The organism is Colwellia polaris, from assembly GCF_002104515.1.
Lineage (GTDB): Bacteria > Pseudomonadota > Gammaproteobacteria > Enterobacterales > Alteromonadaceae > Cognaticolwellia > Cognaticolwellia polaris.
The window spans coordinates 40,037-57,311 of record NZ_NBOE01000006.1; the positions used below are offsets into that span (position 1 = coordinate 40,037).

The following is a 17,275-nucleotide window of genomic DNA, read 5'->3' on the forward strand; positions in this document are numbered from 1 at the left end:
CAAAATACAAAGCTTCTGACATAGCTTCAGTATTGCGATTTTTTCGTCACACAGAGCATAGATTATTAATCCTAGCGATAATGCTTAAAAGCATTTAAATGATTTTGTTGGGTAATGCTGATTAATCTTTTTAGGTAACTATATTGAGGCTAATTATTGAGACTAATCGGTTGAAAGTCACTTTAGTTTTAAAAGCCGGTTCTTTATAAATATTTACTTGTTATTCTTGTTATTTTTCTTGATGTTAATTTGAGCAAATATTGACATTTAACGAGTATTTCTATAGTATTCCGGCGCCTTCAAATCCCGAAAGATAACGTTTATCGTTGAACTTGCTTGGTACACATTATCATTCAGTAATATATTTTTTGGGCTACATCCAATGTAACTAAATTCAAGCTAGTTTTTTAAATTATGCTTGTTTTTTGATGTTCTAATCAAAGTAGAGATAATAATGTTTGAATTACATGCCAGTAAAGTGGCAAATTTAAAAAATGATGTTCTGTCAGGTTTCACTGTAGCCCTAGCATTGGTACCTGAAGCGGTAGCATTTGCTTTTGTTGCTGGTGTTGAACCATTAGTGGGTTTATATGCTGCATTTATGGTGGGTTTAATTACATCTATTTTCGGTGGTCGTCCTGGCATGATCTCAGGTGCTACTGGTGCTATGGCCGTTGTTATGGTGAGTTTAGTTGCTATTCATGGGGTCGAATATTTATTTGCCACTGTGGTGCTAACCGGAATACTGCAAATATTAGCGGGGCTATTTAAACTAGGTAAGTTTATTCGCTTAGTACCTCACCCTGTTATGCTCGGTTTTGTTAATGGTTTAGCTATTGTTATTTTCCTTGCACAACTAGGTCAATTTAAAGTGACCGATGAAAATGGCGTTTTAGCCTGGATGCAAGGTAGCCAGATGCTTACTATGGCTGGTCTTATTGTATTAACTATGGCAATTATTCACTTTTTACCTAAGTTAACTAAAGCAGTGCCTTCATCTTTAGTCGCGATTGTTGTGGTTACCATTTTGGTTCAAAGCCTTAATTTAGATGCCAGAACAGTCGTTGATTTTGTACGTGATATGACAAATGACCCTATGGCTTCTATTGCCGGCGGTCTTCCTGTTTTTAATATTCCAAATGTTCCTTTTAACCTTGAAACCTTACAAGTTATTTTACCTTTCGCATTAATTTTAGCGGCTATTGGTTTGATTGAGTCGTTGTTAACACTCACCTTGATTGACGAACTAACCGGCACACGCGGTAAAGGCAATAAAGAATGTGTTGCGCAGGGTGCGGCAAATACCGTAACGGGTTTCTTCGGTGGTATGGGTGGCTGTGCCATGATTGGTCAATCTATGATCAATGTTAACTCTGGTGGTCGTGGCCGAATGTCAGGTGTAACGGCAGCATTAGCGTTACTTGGTTTTATATTATTTGGCTCTAGTTTAATTGAACAAATACCTTTAGCTGCTTTGGTTGGTGTTATGTTTATTGTCGTTATTGGCACTTTTGAATGGTCTAGTTTCCGTATTATAGGCAAAGTGCCAAAAGCTGATGCTTTTGTCATTATATTGGTATCGGGTGTAACTGTAGCTACTGATTTAGCCATAGCTGTTGTTGTAGGTGTTATTGTTTCTGCCTTAGTATTTGCATGGGAACATGCTAAACATGTTGCGGTTCATCGCTCTGTTAATGCCAATGGTTCAACGGTATATGATGTGTCTGGCCCGTTATTTTTCGGTTCAGTTGCTAGCTTTTTAGAGCAATTTGATATGGAAAATGATAGTAATGACGTTATTGTTGAATTTAAAAACTCACGCGTTGCAGACCATTCAGCCATTGAAGCCATAGATACTTTAGCCGAACGTTATATTAGCCGTGGTAAGCAAATGCATTTAAGACATTTAAGTAAAGAATGTACGCAACTGTTAACTAAAGCTGGCAGTTTAGTTGAAATTAATGTTATTGAAGACCCTGAGTATTGTATCGCCACAGATAAGCTGGGTTAATTAATTCTTTTTCTTTAACGTAATTATTGGGTATATACTTAACCGTATCTACCCAATGGTTTAATTCAACTTTAGCCATTGATATTTTATGTTGTAAATATGATCAAGTGGACTAATTCATTGATAAATTTCAAATGCTTTATCCGTTTAATTTTTCCGTTGTGCTCAGTCACACGCCTTAAAATTGAACCGTTATTTGCCGTAAATGAAGAACAAACATTTAACCTGTTTGGTATAACATGCAATTAGAGTTTTTTGAAGTACCTAGTCCTTGTGTTGGCATTTGTCAGTCTGATGACAAAGGCCAATGTTCGGGCTGCTATCGTACGCGAGACGAACGCCTGAACTGGATCGCCTTCGACTCTAATGAACGGCAAAAGGTTATTAAACGTTGCTTACAGCGTAAAAAACGTAAAACACAACCTACCAGCCCCAAAGTAGCAGAAGTTATTGTTGAAAATAAGCAAGCTTCTTTACTTGATCCACCAAGCAAAACACGCATTGAAAACAGTAGCGAAATTGACTTTGGTGACTTTGAACTTTAAGTTGAACTAGTTTTTAGCACCCATTTATCGCAGATAGCTAACCGTTCAACGCAATTGCTTAACTCCTCAATAAGTCTGACTTGTTGTCAGCGACATTTCATAATAATGTAGCTATTAATCTCTTGTTAACATAAGTTAATGAACCTCAAAACTGTAGGTTCATTAACTTATGTTAACTTTAATTAACCCATAATAGCGCTTACAAATCTGCTAGAAAGTTCCATACTTTCTGCAGAGTACTGAGTAAAACAGGAATAAATCTATGCAAAAATTTCTACCATCTTTAGTGTCTGCAGCGCTTGCTGTTGCGCTAACAGGTTGCCTGCAAAGCGAACAACAAAACGAAAGAGTGGTTATAAAGAAAAACCCATATCCAAGTACTTATAAAGTATTACCTTTGCAAACCACCCTGATAAAAAATGCCACGGTGTTAACGGGCACAGGCTCACGTTTAGATAATGCTGATGTTCTGATGGTAGATGGAAAGATCAACCAAATAGGTACAGACTTAGTTGCAGAAGGTGCTGTTGAAATTGATGCTAATGGTAAATGGATAACTCCTGGTATTATTGATGTGCATTCACATTTAGGGGTTTACCCTAGCCCGTCTGTAGAGTCGCATGCTGACGGGAATGAAATGACTTCGCCTAATACCTCAGAAGTATGGGCTGAACATAGTGTTTGGCCACAAGACCCTGGTTTTGAGGCTGCACGGGAAGGGGGAATAACAACATTACAAATCCTACCCGGCTCAGCAAATTTATTTGGTGGTCGTGGTGTGACTTTGCGAAATGTACCTAGTCATACCATGCAAGGTATGAAGTTTCCTGATGCACCTTACGGTTTAAAAATGGCTTGTGGTGAGAATCCAAAACGGGTTTATGGTAGCCGCAAAGTATTACCATCAACTCGTATGGGTAATATGGCGGGCTATCGTATGGCCTGGGCTGATGCAACAGAGTATAAGCGCGCATGGGAAAAGTACGATGCTGATTATGATGCCGGTAAAAACCCTTTAGCACCAGAGCGTGATATAGAGTTAGATACCTTAAAAGGTGTGCTCGATGGCGATATCTTAATTCATAACCATTGTTATAAAGCTGAAGAAATGGCAATGATGATAGACCTAGGTAAAGAGTTTAATTACCATTCGGGCACTTTTCATCATGCGGTTGAAGCATACAAAATAGCTGATATGTTGGCAGAAAATGGCAATTGTGCAGCCATGTGGCCTGATTGGTGGGGCTTTAAAATGGAAGCTTATGACATGGTGCACGAAAACGTTGCCATTGTTGATGCAATGAAAAACTCATGTGCAGTCGTTCATTCAGATTCTGATAGTACAATTCAGCGACTGAACCAAGAAGCGGGTAAGGTTATGTATCGTGCAAACGAAAATGGTTTTGAAGTAACGCCTGAACTTGCTATTACTTGGATCACTTCTAATGCCGCAAAATCACTAGGTTTAGCTGACGAAACCGGTAGTTTAGAAAATGGTAAAAAAGCGGATGTAGTTATTTGGAATCAAAACCCATTCAGTGTTTATGCTCAAGCTGAACAAGTGTTTGTTGATGGTGCTAAGGTGTACGATCGCTTTGATGAAAAATACCAAGCGAAAAGCGATTTTCTGTTAGGTCAAAGGTAAGGTGAAGATTATGAAACATTTTAAATTATTTAAATCATCGCTAATTGCATTGGCACTAGCAAGTTCTACGGCGAGTTATGCAGAAAGTATTGCTATTACTAATGCCACAGTACACACAGTAACTGAGCAAGGTGTGTTAGAAAACGCAACTGTCGTATTCGAAAATGGAAAAGTTACCGCGATTAACCCTGAAACTATTAGTGCTGACACCATTATTGATGCCGAAGGAAAAATTTTAACCCCTGGCTTAATTGGTTCTATGAACCAGCTAGGTTTAGTAGAAGTTAGTGCTGTGTCTCGTAGTCGAGATGCTAGCGATAAAAAAGCTGACATTACTTTTGATGCTAGCTTAGCTTTTAATCCTCGTTCTACGGTTGTTTCACATAGCCGCAAAGGTGGTATTACCAGCAATGTTGTTAGCCCTCGTGGTGGTGAAGACATGTTTAAAGGGCAAACTTTTGTCGCTGATCTTTCTGGTGAGTTTGATAGCATTAGAGTGAACAATAATAGTGTATTGATTGACTTAGGCGCTAAAAGTGAAGGCTCGCGAGCGCTAAGCTTGCAAAACCTTCAATTTAAACTTGAAGACGCCGTTAAAGCTCAAGAGAAAAAAGGCACTAAAAACAAGAAAGAAGCTAAAGAACCAAGCCGTGAAGAACAAGTTATTAATGCCTTGCTTGCTGGAGATAAAGCGTTAGTTGCTCATGCCGATCGTGCAACTGACTTACTCGCTTTGTTGAAAATTAAACAGCAATTCGGACTTGATTTAGTGTTTGTTGGCGCGGCCGACGCTGTTTTAATTGCTGATAAAATAGCACAAGCGAAAGTGACCGTTGTGATGAATGCTTTAGATAATTTGCCAACGAGTTTTGACACTTTGCATTCTTCACTTAAAAATGCGGCAAAATTAACGAATGCAGGTGTAAAAGTTGCTTTATCGGTGAGCGGCGATACTCATAAACTTTATGAGCTGCGCTTTCATGCCGGTAATGCTATTGCAAATGGTTTATCAGCTGATGACGCATTAGCAGCTGTAACGGCTAATGTAGCACAAGCCTTTAATCTTGATTCGGGCACTATTGCCGTTGGCAAAACTGCTGATTTAGTATTGTGGAGTGCTGACCCATTTGAACTTAGTACTCAGGTTAGTCAAATGTGGATTAATGGTGAAGAATATTCGACTATAAGCCGCCAAGATGCTTTGCGAGATCGTTATACAACGTCAAGTGATATGCCTAGATCTTACGTGAAATAATGCAAAAACAGTGTGTTATATAAGTTTTTAAAACGCTGAATAATACTCAACCCCGTTAGTACAAGCTAACGGGGTTCCTTTCTTACTTTCAATTAATCCTTATAAGTTATCGTTAACTTAACCTCACTCAGACTTGCTAGAGTTCAGTTAATTATCTGCTCACTTTTATAGATCAACAAAAATTACCGCTTTAACCGTGCTGTAGAAGACAATTAATAAATGCATATGTTTGTTAAAACTCTTTTTTAGTTTTTTAGACCGGAAGCTAAGAACGTAAATACTACGACCAATGAGTAAATTTTACATACTATGAAATGACAAACTCAGTTGGTGATTTTTATATTATTGTTTTTATTGGTTTTATTGAGTTAATTTATTGGTCTAATCTTTGCAAAATGATTACTCACATAACATAGGTACTATCAAATGTAAGCATTTGGGACTTGGTTCAGTACTTATGCTCAAATTTAGGCAGTAGCAACAGGAAAAATATTGCTGTTAGCTATAGTGCTAAAAAGTCATCTTAAGGAGTTTACTTGACCAGTATATCAAAACCTAGAATTGCCATAACTGGACCTAATAAATCAGGCAATGTAGCTTGGTTTTTTACTGCTTTGAATATAAGGATTGCGGGAGGAAAGCCAATTAGGGTAACGCCTGAGTCTTTTGATGGCACGCTCGATTATGACGGCGTTATTATTGGAGGAGGTTCAGATATTCATCCAGAACACTTTATTAAAGAAAACACAGCGCCAGTAACTCGCTCTTTTTGGACGCAATTAAAAGAATGCTTATTGTATCCGATGGAATTAATGAGCCATTTTAGTTCACACCAATACGACAAAGAACGTGATGATATGGAAATTCAGTTTATTCATTATGCTTTAGACAACAACTTACCGCTTTTAGGTATTTGTCGTGGTCATCAACTACTAAACGCAGAATTAGGCGGTTCAATGTATGAGTCTACCTTACCGCTTTTAAAGGAGAGCGCTAGGATCCGAAGCCCCTTTCCACGCAAAACCGTGCTGTATACGACTAATGATTCCTTAATTTCAAAAATAGCAGGAGACGACCCTTTAAAGGTCAATGCAATACACTCTCAAGCCGTTGCTAAGCCAGCAAAAGAGTTAAAAGTTACTGGCAAAGAAGAAGCGGGTATTAATCAAGTTATTGAAAGTAAAAATAGTGACAAGGTATTAGGTGTTCAATGGCATCCAGAGTACTTATTCTATATGAAAGCCCATAGAAAAATCTTCAGTTGGTTAATACGAGAGGCGATAAAATGAAACAGGCAAACATTATAAAATTATGTCTATTATTTGGTGTTGTTATTGGGCTTTTATCTTTGTACTTTTTAACCCCCATTAGTGACTACCTTGAAATAGACAAAATTAGTCAATTAGCAAGCGACATACCTGATAATGCATTAACCGCGATGATCTTTTTAGGTGTTTTCTTTATTGGGGGAGCTCTTCTTATACCTGTGCCATTAATGGCATTTACGGTTAGCTTAGTTTTTAATATTTGGATCAGCGTATTAATTTGTATACCTGGTTTTCTTTTAGCTAGTTTAAGCGGATATGGAATAGGCCGTGCTATTGGAGGAGACTCTTTTGGAGAAGGCGTAAAAAAGCATACTGAAACAATAAAAGAAAAAATGGATAACAAAGGGGCATGGGCCATTTTGGCATTGCGTTTGGCACCCACACCACCTTTTACCGTAACAAGTATTCTAGCAGGTTCACTTGAAATAAATATTTTCAAATTTATGCTAGGCTCGACAATAGGTATTGCTCCTTTAGGGTTAAGCGCCGTATTTTTTGGTAAAGGTGCGCTCGAGCTAATGAAAGAGCCCTCGGCATTGGCAGTAACATCGATTATTGCTGCTATTATTTTGTTCGTGGTGTTCATGTTCCTAAGAAAAAAACAAGCAGAGTAAATACTAAAGCTGCTATTGATAAAGGTTAAGCAAGATTTTTATCTTTTAATGATAAAGCATAAACACGGAAAATAATTTACCTTAAAAATGCCTGACTAAGGCGAAAGGAGAATAATGTGAAAGTTTTAAATAAACATATATCGACACTAACCGTGCAAGGCAAGGATTATCACTACTTCGACCTATCTAGGTTGAACACAGACACAAAGCGATTGCCGCTGACTGCAAAAATATTACTAGAAAACTTACTCCGCCATAGCGATGAAAAGTATGTGCAGGAAGAAGATATTGAAAACTTAGCTAAATGGGATACGGCATTTGCCTCTGATACCGAAATAGCATTTGTACCTTCTAGAGTTGTTTTACAAGACTTTACTGGCGTTCCAGCCGTTGTTGATTTAGCTGCAATGCGTAACGCGATGTTAGACCTAGGTGGTGATCCCAATAAAATTAATCCGCTTAAACCCGTTGATTTAGTTATTGATCATTCAATAATGGTAGATGAATTTGGTAAGGCTGATTCGTTTGAGCGTAATACTGAAATTGAGGTTGAGCGTAATAAAGAGCGTTATCAATTTTTAAAGTGGGGGCAAAGTGCATTCGACAATTTCAAAGTCGTTCCGCCAGGAAAAGGCATAGTACACCAAGTTAATTTAGAGTACTTAGCGCGAGTAACATTTATTGATGAACAAAAGAGTACACCGCTACTTTACCCTGATACCCTAGTCGGTACCGATTCGCACACAACAATGATAAATGGCTTAGGTGTACTTGGTTGGGGCGTAGGCGGTATTGAAGCTGAAGCTGCTATGTTAGGCCAACCTGTTACCATGTTAATACCTGAAGTTATTGGCATGGAATTAAAAGGTAAATTACCTGCTGGAGCCACTGCGACCGATTTAGTACTTGCCGTTACTGAGCAACTACGTGCATTCGGGGTAGTAGGGAAGTTTGTTGAATTTTTTGGGGCAGGTTTAAAACATTTAACTGTGGCAGACAGAGCAACACTCGCCAATATGTCGCCTGAGTACGGTGCAACTTGTGGCTTATTTCCCATTGACGAACAAACAATTAAATACTTGGAGTTAACGGGTCGAAGTGATCTACAAATCGAGATTATTGAAGCTTATTCAAAAGCACAGGGTATGTGGGGAAGTGAAGCACAAGAGCATGCTGAGTATCATGCAACCCTCTCTATGGATTTAAATTCTGTTGTTCCTGCTATCGCTGGGCCTAAACGTCCGCAAGACAGAATTAACCTTGATCAAGCATCGACTTCATTTCAACGTTGGATAACAGAACAAAATGAATTAATTATCCCACCTAGCAGCAAACAAAAAGCAAACTTTGATGGTGAAGGCGGCGTAGAAAATATTGGCTCGAAAACGACTGTGGCCTATCGCGATAATAACCAAGACTTTGATCTTAACGAAGGCGCGGTTGTAATTGCTGCGATAACCAGTTGTACCAATACATCGAACCCTTCAGTGTTAGTTGCTGCTGCGTTGTTGGCCAAAAAAGCTAATGAATTAGGGCTTAAGGTTAAGCCCTGGGTTAAAACCAGTTTTGCTCCTGGTTCACAAGTGGTGACTGAGTACCTCAACAAAGCGGGGTTATCCCAAGAATTAGATAAAATGGGGTTTAACTTAGTCGGTTACGGTTGTACCACCTGTATTGGTAATTCAGGCCCATTACCCGAAGCTATTTCTAATGCGATTAGGCAAGGTGATTTAACGGTAACATCAGTGCTATCAGGTAATCGAAACTTTGAAGGGCGAATTCATTCAGACGTTAAAGCGAACTATTTGGCGTCACCGCCTTTAGTGGTAGCCTATGCATTGGCGGGTAATATGAAAGTTGATATCACCAAAGAGCCACTGGGTACGAGTAGTGCGGGCAAGCCAGTGTACCTGCAAGACTTATGGCCAAGCCAACAAGAAATACAAGAGATTGTTACTCGTGTAGTCAATAAGACCATGTTTACAGAGAAATATGGCTCTGTTTATGATGGTGGTGATATCTGGGAAAAACTAGAAACGGTTGACGCTGATATTTATAACTGGCCAGACAGTAGTTATGTGAAAAAACCAACATTTTTTGAAAACATGCCAGCAGAGCCAGAAGCAACTAAAGCTATTGTAAATGCACGCTGCTTATTAAAACTATCAGACAGTGTTACTACAGATCATATTTCACCGGCCGGCGCTATTGGTAAAGAAACTCCGGCAGCAGATTATCTTCGTGCTCATAACGTTGAACAAAAAGACTTTAATTCTTATGGTTCAAGACGCGGAAATCATGAGGTGATGATGCGGGGAACCTTTGCAAATGTTAGATTGAAAAATCAACTTGCCCCTGGCACAGAAGGCGGCTTTACCTGTAAACAACCGAGCGGTGAACAAATGACGGTATTTGAGGCCGCGAATCAATATATTGCTGAAAATACTGCGAGTATTGTTATTGCAGGTAAAGAGTACGGTACAGGCAGTTCTCGAGATTGGGCCGCAAAAGGACCTTTGTTATTAGGTGTAAAAGCGGTTATTGCTGAAACTTATGAACGCATCCATCGTTCTAACCTTATTGGCATGGGGATATTACCACTGCAATTTAAACAAGGTGAAGGCGCAAGTACTTATAATTTAACCGGTGCAGAGCAGTTTTCTATTCAGGCGATAGATGCAGGCCAGAAACAGGTAAAAGTAGAGGTGTTAAAACCTGATGGCGAGAATATTAGTTTTGAAGCAGATATACGTATTGATACCCCCAATGAGTTTGAATATTTCCGCCATGGTGGGATCCTTCAGTACGTGATCAGATCACTACTTTAGAGACTAACCTACAACGAGTAAAAATAGTCTGTATGGATTAAGGCATGCAGGCTTTTATTTAAGTAACCTGAACTCTGGATAAGCAGTACTTGCTCAATCCTCCCTTTTAAGCCATTACCTGCGTTGAAACGTCGATAAATAGCCCGCTATTCATAAACGTTTTGCCTTGGAAATGGCATAAAATGAAGCATTGATGGTGTAAATTAGTGATGTTCACCTTGCTATAGCATTTACTTTACCACCTAAGCTTTTGATTCACTTGAGTATCAAGCACTCATTATCCAGAGTTCAGGTTAAGTAATAACCTAGTTTTTTATGATACCTAGGTTAATCATCTATGCACCCATACACTTCAATTACCATACTATAAATTTATTCGTATTTTTAGAAACTTTAATAAGCTTGTATTACGCTTTGACAAACTCGTTTATTATTATCAAAACCTAGCAATAATTAAGCAATAATTAAGAAGTAGATTTGGATACAACTATAATGTTGAAAGTCACTTATCAGCCCTTAACTAATGGCCAATAAAGCTTTCATCCAAATTTTTAATTACTTAGAATAACAATACAACAATGACTATTACAAACTTGAAGAGACAAGGTTAAATGCTGAATGTACTTTTAGAAAATGAATTTGGACGTATTGAGCAATATGAACTTAGCCAAGGTCTGCAAGCATTACGCTTTGTTCATCAAAAAGGGCAAGGCTCAATTAGCTTATATGGCGGACAAGTGCTTAGTTGGCAACCTAGCGATCAACAGCCTGTATTTTGGCTCAGTGACACGAGTCATTATAGCTCAGGCAAAGCTATTCGTGGTGGTGTGCCATTATGCTGGCCTTGGTTTGGTGGAGAGGTAAAATTATCTGGTGGTGAGCTTAATCAAGTCAGTAACCATGGCTTTGCTAGACAAAAACAATGGGACATTGCTGAGATTGAAGTCTTAGCTGCTTCGGTTAAAATTACTTTAGTTTTGTCTGGAGAAAGTTGCTCGCCTTATTGGCCTGCAGCATTTGAATTAAAACAAACTTTACTGTTTGATGAGTCATTTCATCAAACGTTGACCATGACCAACCAGTCTAATAAAACGGTAGAATATACCGGTGCATTACACAGTTATTTTTGCGTTGGAAACCCACAAAAATCGGATATTCCAATGTTAAGTGAGCAGTTTTATGATGACAAAATAAATGGCTGTAATAAACAAAAGTCAGTGCTTAACAATTGTATGGGACCAATTGATCGTATTTACCATAATAACGATAGTATGTTGATAACTGACCATGAATGGCAACGCAAAATTGAAGTAACAAGTCAGGGGTGTGAAAACTGGGTATTATGGAACCCTGGTAGTAAAGATGCTAAAAACATGGCGGATGTTCATACAGGTGGAGCGTATGAATTTGTTTGTTTAGAAGCGGCAAATACTAACTGGCAGCCTATAGGTAGTCAACGTAGTGTCAGTATTAGTCAAACCATTAAAGTACATACACTTTAAAAGCGATAAAATTCAAAAAACAAAAGATTATACCCACTTGAATAACAAGATTAGCCGCTGCTTATCTGTAAATATGAGCAGCTAATAAATCAATTTGGTATTAGTTAAAAATTACACTTTGATTCCTACCATTGCTTTTAGCTTGATATAAAGCCTTGTCAGCACCTTGTATATAATCTTCTATATTCTGACTTTTTATGGGAGATTCACAAATACCAAAACTAATGGTTGTAGTAAAAGAACCGCTAGTTGTTGAGATAGGAAAAGAAATAGCAGCAATATTTTTTCGAATACGTTCAACAATAATATGGGCTTGATCTGCTGAGGTTTCAGGCAAAAGCATTACAAACTCTTCTCCACCCCAGCGGCCTACAACATCAATTTTACGTAACGTTTGTGATAGTTGCTCTGCAATAATACGCAAAACGTCGTCACCGACTAAGTGGCCATATGTATCATTAATATTTTTAAAGTTATCAATATCGGCGAGTACTAAGCATAAATTGTTATTGTTTTTGACGATTTCATCAAAGCGCCAATGAATATGACTTCGGTTGGGGAGTTGTGTCAGGTGATCCGTTTGGGCATGCTTAATTAATCGCGACTTTAAATAATTAATAATGGTCAGCAGCACCATATAAAAAACAATCACTATGATGAAAAACAACATAAAGCGGCTAATAAATATTGTCCAATATTCACTTTGCTCTGTAGCTGGCGGAGAAACAATAAACATTCGCCAATTAAGCTCTTGAATTGGCATCTGAGAAATTAATAAGCCTTCTTTAGTCGTGTATATAACGTCTGAATTTAATTGACTATCGGAAGGATTACTTTTGATAAGTGACTGATACCATGGCAAATCATTTAAACGTGTGATTAATTCTATTCTATGATGACTTTGAGATTTTATTATTTTGTTAGAAGACAAGGTAATAATATTATTGTTATCAACAAAATATAACTCAAAGCCAAAGCGGTCATTGTATTCTTGAAACTTGTTAGCAAAATGCTTTAAGTCAAGGGCTACACCGGTAAAACCAATAAATTCACCTGTATTACTACGGATTTTATTATCAAAAAATAAATGTGGGTTTTCAGCATTACCTATATCTGTAAATTGTTCACCAGGTAATTTTTTAAGCCGATGAAACCATTCTAAATTATTGCTATCTAGTGTGGCTACCTTCTTATTCGAATCTAACATAATGTCATGTTTTTCTAAGGCGATAAAAGCAACCATATTATAGGCTTTGGAGATTTTTTCTAAATATGAAATTAAGTAATCGTTCTCTATTTCTTTTTGTTGTGCATAATCAATAATTAGCTGATTTTTAGCCATAAAGTTAGAGACATTAAGAGGCCGTAATATTTCACTAGTCACTAAAGAAAATAAAGGCGTAACAGCACTTTGAATTTCTTTGTCATGACTATTAATAATATCTTTTAACGTAAAGTAAGATGTTAAAATTACCGTGAAAATTGTGACGAAAAAAATGACGGCGATGTAACGATCAAATGTATTACCAAGCTTCATTGCGAGAGAGTATTTCCTATAATAGTTCTGATTTAATATACTACGTGGTTAACCATTTTTGGCTATATTTTATTTATAATTTCTTTCAAGCTTAATCTTAAGCTTAAGCTGTGTCTAATTTATCCGTAGATGCTTGTTTAATAATGCTTGAGTAAAAGCGGTTTTTAAATAAAAGCCTCGAGGTAAAGTCATAAAAGGTTGGCCGTGGCGATTAAAAGCTTGAGTCTTGACACTACTATTAGCAGCTTTAGGACGTAATTGTAATACTTGCCCATGTTTACCGTGTATGTTCTCAACATTGCCTAATACGATCATATCTGTCAACTCTTGCCAATCGAGGGCTAATAGCTGCTCTTCTTCTGGCGAAGGTGACCAAATAAAAGCGGTACCTACCATGCGATCTGCTATCGCGATACTACGTTCTGAAATTACCGGGATCCACAACACGCGAGCTAATTTATTTCTTATGTGACTAGTTTTCCATTGCGCACCAACCAACCCGGTGAGCGGGGCAACACAAACAAAAGTAGTTTCTAGCGGCTTGCCATGCGCGTTTATCGGTAACGACTTTAGTTCAATACCTAAGTGTGGAAAATCAGGCTCTGGCCTTGAGCCTGCACTAGCACCTAATACTTGTTCAAGTAACAAACCTATCCAACCTTTTTCACGCTTTAAATCTTTCGGTACTTCAACATTAATTGCGGCCGCAATTTCTCCTAGCGACATACCGGCTAAATTTTGTGCACGAGTAAGTAACTCCGTTTCGTTTTTAGGAATGTTTCCGCTTTGCAAGTTAGACCCTACAATTGAGTGTTAATGTTCTTATTATCATTCAATTTTAACTACATGAGCAAGGCAATTAATTTTTTAGGTTAATGTTATTGAATGTTTGACTTAATACAATGAAGCGTAGCCGTATATTGTAATGATTTTTGTGAATAAAAGTTTGCCCCAAGGTGCAGAGTGTGGAAGAATAAAATTATAATTTAATGCTGTCAGGAGTTCCTGTGATAGATGCCGAAGGCTATCGAGCCAACGTCGGCATAGTAATAATTAATGACAGGGGGCAAGTATTTTGGGCAAGGCGTTTTGGTCAACATTCTTGGCAATATCCACAAGGTGGAGTTGATGAGGGTGAGTCTGCAGAACAAACTATGTATCGGGAATTGGACGAAGAAGTTGGTTTAAAACCTGAACATGTGAAAATTGTAGCGACCACAAAGCACTGGTTAAGATATAAATTACCGAAAAGGTTAATTCGACACGACAGTTTACCAGTATGTATTGGTCAAAAGCAGAAATGGTTTTTACTGCAATTGACCGCACCAGAGTCAGCGGTTGATTTATTACATTCAAGTCATCCTGAGTTTGACGACTGGCGTTGGGTATCTTACTGGTATCCTGTTAGGCAAGTTGTGTCTTTTAAGCGCGAAGTTTATCGCAAGGTAATGAAAGAGTTTGCGTTAGCAGCAATGCCCAGTTATCGACAAGAGCGTCGACGACGACGTGCTTAATCGTTTTATCTAAGATTATTATTATGCATTATAAAATAGCTCACTCCGGTGAGCTATTTAGTTTAAAGTTATTAAAAAATATAGATAATAACTTCAATATCACTCAATTGTACTGAGTTAGTACAGTTCAACCTCATCATACTAGTTTGTATGATATCAATATGAATAGCCAAAGAATGAACTAAAAGGGACGGTAATGCTTACTATTTTACGTCGAATTGTTCTAGAGTTTAGCCAAGCATCAGAGCTTGATCAGGCGTTGCTACGCTTAGTTAGCCAGGTTAAATCTGCTCTTAATACTCAATGCTGCACGGTATATTTAGCCGACCATCAAAAACAACACTTTATTTTAATGGCGTCAAACGGCTTAGCTGAAAATGCTTTTGGTCGAACTAGCGTTGGTTTTACTGAGGGGCTTGTTGGGCTTGTCGGCCAGCGTGAAGAGCCAATTAATATTGCGAACGCACAACAACACCCAGATTTCATTCATGCACCTGAGGTAGAAGAAGAAAACTTTAAAGCCTTTTTAGGTACGCCGATTATTCATCAACGTAAAGTCCTGGGTATTTTAACCGTACAACAAGAAAAATCTCGTGTTTTCACTGAAATGGAAGAGGCCTTTTTAGTGACCTTATCTGCACAACTTGCAACGGCGTTAGCCAGTGTAGAGGCTCAAGGTATGATTGAGCTTAATCATAATGCTCAAGGTATAGGTAAAAATATCTCCGGTATTGGTGGCGCACCAGGCATTGCGATTGGCGAAATGGTGGTTGTACACCCTAAAACAGATTTAGCGAATATTACGATTGAGAAAGCCGAAAAAATTGAGCCACAACTTATTATTTTTCAAGATGCTATCAGTCAAACTGTCTCTGAACTTACGCAAATGAGTGAAAAGCTTAAAGCGATAATATCTGACAATAGCCTTGATATATTTGATGTTTATAAGCACCTCCTAGGAAGTGATAGCTTTAAATCGGAAGTTATTGAAAAAATAGATAATGGTTTCAATGCTGAAAGTGCATTAAAACTCGTGGTTGATAGTTATGTCTTGCAGTTTGAAGCGCTCGATGACGAGTATTTACGTGAACGAGCTTACGATATTAAAGATTTAGGTAATCGCTTATTAAATAATATTAAAAATATTAAACAAGATGAACAGCTGTTACCTAATAAATTTATATTGGTTGCCGAAGATGTTAGTGCAACTATGTTAGCTGAGTACCAACACCTTGGTTTACAAGGGATTGTTTCTATTACTGGCTCAAATAATTCTCATACTGCTATTCTAGCTAAAGCATTAAATATTCCTGCAATAATGGGGGTTGATTATCTTACCATCCGCCAATTACATAAGAAAAAAGCAATTTTAGACGGCTACGGCTGCCAACTTTATGTAACACCTAGTCAAGCACTCATTAAAGAATATCGTCACATATTGGCGGCAGAGAGTGCACTTAATGCACAGGTGAAAGAAGTGGAACATTTACCTGCGACTACAATAGACGGCTTTTGCGTTAGCCTATTGATTAATGCAGGTTTATCAGCTGGGTTTGAGTATTCGCAAAATGTAGGTGCAGATGGCGTAGGTTTGTATCGCACTGAGATTCCATTTATGAACCGTAGCTGTTTTCCTTCTGAATCAGAACAAACAGCTTTATATCGAGATGTTTTAGCCTCATTCAAAGGTAAGCCGGTAACAATGCGCACTTTAGATGTTGGAGGCGATAAGTCATTACCCTATTTTCCTATTATTGAAGCTAATCCTTTCTTAGGTTGGCGTGGAATTCGAATAACTTTAGATCACCCAGAAATATTTTTAGTACAAATTCGCGCTATGATGAAAGCTAACCACGGCATAGGTAATTTGGCTATAATGTTACCTATGATTTCAAGTATTAGTGAGGTTGATGAAGCTATTAGACTCATTAATCAAGCTTACTTTGAGCTTTCAACTGAATTGTTTTGTCACGAAGATGAGCCCCTTATTCGCCCCAAAGTTGGTGTGATGATTGAGGTTCCCGGCATTATATTTCAGTTAGAAGACTTAGCTAATAAAGTTGATTTTTTCTCGGTGGGAAGCAATGATCTTACGCAATACTTATTAGCTGTGGACCGAAATAATAGCCGGGTAGCAAACTTGTATGACTTTTATCACCCGGCCGTTTTACGTTCTTTGTATTATATTGCACAAAAAAGCCAAGGCCAAAATATGCCAATAAGTATTTGTGGAGAATTAGCGAATGAACCCACAGGTGCACTTTTACTCATTGCTATGGGTTATAAAAATTTAAGTATGAGCGCACACAGTTTGGCGAAGGTAAAATGGGTTATTCGTCATGTTGAACATGACCAGCTGAAACAAATTTTAGATCATGTATTAACATTAACTCATACGAGTGATGTACACAGTTTTATGCACGAGCAATTAGTGCAACTAGGTTTAGGAGACTTTGTTCATGCAAGACTATAATCACTGCTATCAAACCCGTTTTT

General features: G+C 38.0%; 12 protein-coding genes. 10 read left to right on the forward strand and 2 right to left on the reverse strand.

The genetic code is table 11. From position 1 onward, the window contains the following. Positions 1 to 454: 454 nt before the first annotated feature. The 8 genes from B6A32_RS11075 (at position 455) to B6A32_RS11110 (ending at position 11,728) form a co-directional block, all read left to right on the forward strand. A complete protein-coding gene (locus B6A32_RS11075) occupies positions 455 to 2,011 on the forward strand; it encodes a SulP family inorganic anion transporter (protein WP_085303964.1) in 1,557 nt (518 codons plus the stop codon). Between the two features lie 239 nt (positions 2,012 to 2,250). Further along, on the forward strand, positions 2,251 to 2,556 hold the full coding sequence (locus tag B6A32_RS11080; RefSeq protein ID WP_085303965.1) for a DUF1289 domain-containing protein: 306 nt from the start codon (positions 2,251 to 2,253) through the stop codon (positions 2,554 to 2,556). A 262-nt stretch (positions 2,557 to 2,818) separates the two neighbouring features. Then, positions 2,819 to 4,201 carry an amidohydrolase gene (locus B6A32_RS11085; protein ID WP_085303966.1) on the forward strand — a complete coding sequence of 461 codons (1,383 nt, stop codon included), beginning with the start codon at positions 2,819 to 2,821 and terminating at the stop codon, positions 4,199 to 4,201. 10 nt (positions 4,202 to 4,211) lie between these two features. Continuing rightward, entirely contained in the window at positions 4,212 to 5,456 is a 1,245-nt protein-coding gene (locus tag B6A32_RS11090) for an amidohydrolase family protein (protein ID WP_085303967.1), read from the forward strand. Between the two features lie 536 nt (positions 5,457 to 5,992). After that, complete coding sequence (locus tag B6A32_RS11095) at positions 5,993 to 6,745, forward strand: gamma-glutamyl-gamma-aminobutyrate hydrolase family protein (RefSeq protein WP_085303968.1); 753 nt, start codon at positions 5,993 to 5,995, stop codon at positions 6,743 to 6,745. Further along, entirely contained in the window at positions 6,742 to 7,398 is a 657-nt protein-coding gene (locus B6A32_RS11100) for a TVP38/TMEM64 family protein (RefSeq protein WP_085303969.1), read from the forward strand. The genes B6A32_RS11095 and B6A32_RS11100 overlap by 4 nt, the downstream gene beginning before the upstream one ends. A gap of 116 nt (positions 7,399 to 7,514) precedes the next feature. Beyond that, entirely contained in the window at positions 7,515 to 10,226 is a 2,712-nt protein-coding gene (acnA, locus tag B6A32_RS11105) for an aconitate hydratase AcnA (protein ID WP_085303970.1), read from the forward strand. A 611-nt stretch (positions 10,227 to 10,837) separates the two neighbouring features. Continuing rightward, entirely contained in the window at positions 10,838 to 11,728 is an 891-nt protein-coding gene (locus B6A32_RS11110) for a D-hexose-6-phosphate mutarotase (protein WP_085303971.1), read from the forward strand. A gap of 100 nt (positions 11,729 to 11,828) precedes the next feature. On the opposite strand, the gene B6A32_RS11115 is transcribed toward B6A32_RS11110, so the two are convergent. Continuing rightward, the gene (locus B6A32_RS11115) at positions 11,829 to 13,265 is read right to left on the reverse strand and encodes a sensor domain-containing diguanylate cyclase (protein ID WP_085303972.1); all 1,437 of its coding nucleotides are present in this window, start codon (positions 13,263 to 13,265) and stop codon (positions 11,829 to 11,831) included. Positions 13,266 to 13,379: 114 nt separating this feature from the next. Continuing rightward, positions 13,380 to 14,057, reverse strand: a complete 678-nt coding sequence (gene mutH, locus B6A32_RS11120; protein ID WP_085303974.1) for a DNA mismatch repair endonuclease MutH — start codon at positions 14,055 to 14,057, stop codon at positions 13,380 to 13,382. A 215-nt stretch (positions 14,058 to 14,272) separates the two neighbouring features. On the opposite strand from mutH, the gene rppH reads away from it, so the two are divergent. Together rppH and ptsP are read left to right on the forward strand one after the other, a co-directional pair. After that, positions 14,273 to 14,779 (forward strand): RNA pyrophosphohydrolase, encoded by a 507-nt coding sequence (gene rppH, locus B6A32_RS11125; protein ID WP_085303976.1) that lies wholly within the window; start codon positions 14,273 to 14,275, stop codon positions 14,777 to 14,779. A gap of 196 nt (positions 14,780 to 14,975) precedes the next feature. Beyond that, entirely contained in the window at positions 14,976 to 17,252 is a 2,277-nt protein-coding gene (ptsP, locus tag B6A32_RS11130; protein ID WP_085303978.1) for a phosphoenolpyruvate--protein phosphotransferase, read from the forward strand. The last annotated feature ends 23 nt before the right edge of the window (positions 17,253 to 17,275 follow it).

Coding starts and splice junctions, on each gene's coding strand:
- B6A32_RS11075 (WP_085303964.1), top strand. CDS start 455: ATGTTTGAATTACATGCCAGTAAAGTGGCAAATTTAAAAAATGATGTT.
- B6A32_RS11080 (WP_085303965.1), top strand. CDS start 2,251: ATGCAATTAGAGTTTTTTGAAGTACCTAGTCCTTGTGTTGGCATTTGT.
- B6A32_RS11115 (WP_085303972.1), bottom strand. CDS start 13,265: ATGAAGCTTGGTAATACATTTGATCGTTACATCGCCGTCATTTTTTTC.
- B6A32_RS11110 (WP_085303971.1), top strand. CDS start 10,838: ATGCTGAATGTACTTTTAGAAAATGAATTTGGACGTATTGAGCAATAT.
- B6A32_RS11085 (WP_085303966.1), top strand. CDS start 2,819: ATGCAAAAATTTCTACCATCTTTAGTGTCTGCAGCGCTTGCTGTTGCG.
- B6A32_RS11090 (WP_085303967.1), top strand. CDS start 4,212: ATGAAACATTTTAAATTATTTAAATCATCGCTAATTGCATTGGCACTA.
- B6A32_RS11100 (WP_085303969.1), top strand. CDS start 6,742: ATGAAACAGGCAAACATTATAAAATTATGTCTATTATTTGGTGTTGTT.
- ptsP (WP_085303978.1), top strand. CDS start 14,976: ATGCTTACTATTTTACGTCGAATTGTTCTAGAGTTTAGCCAAGCATCA.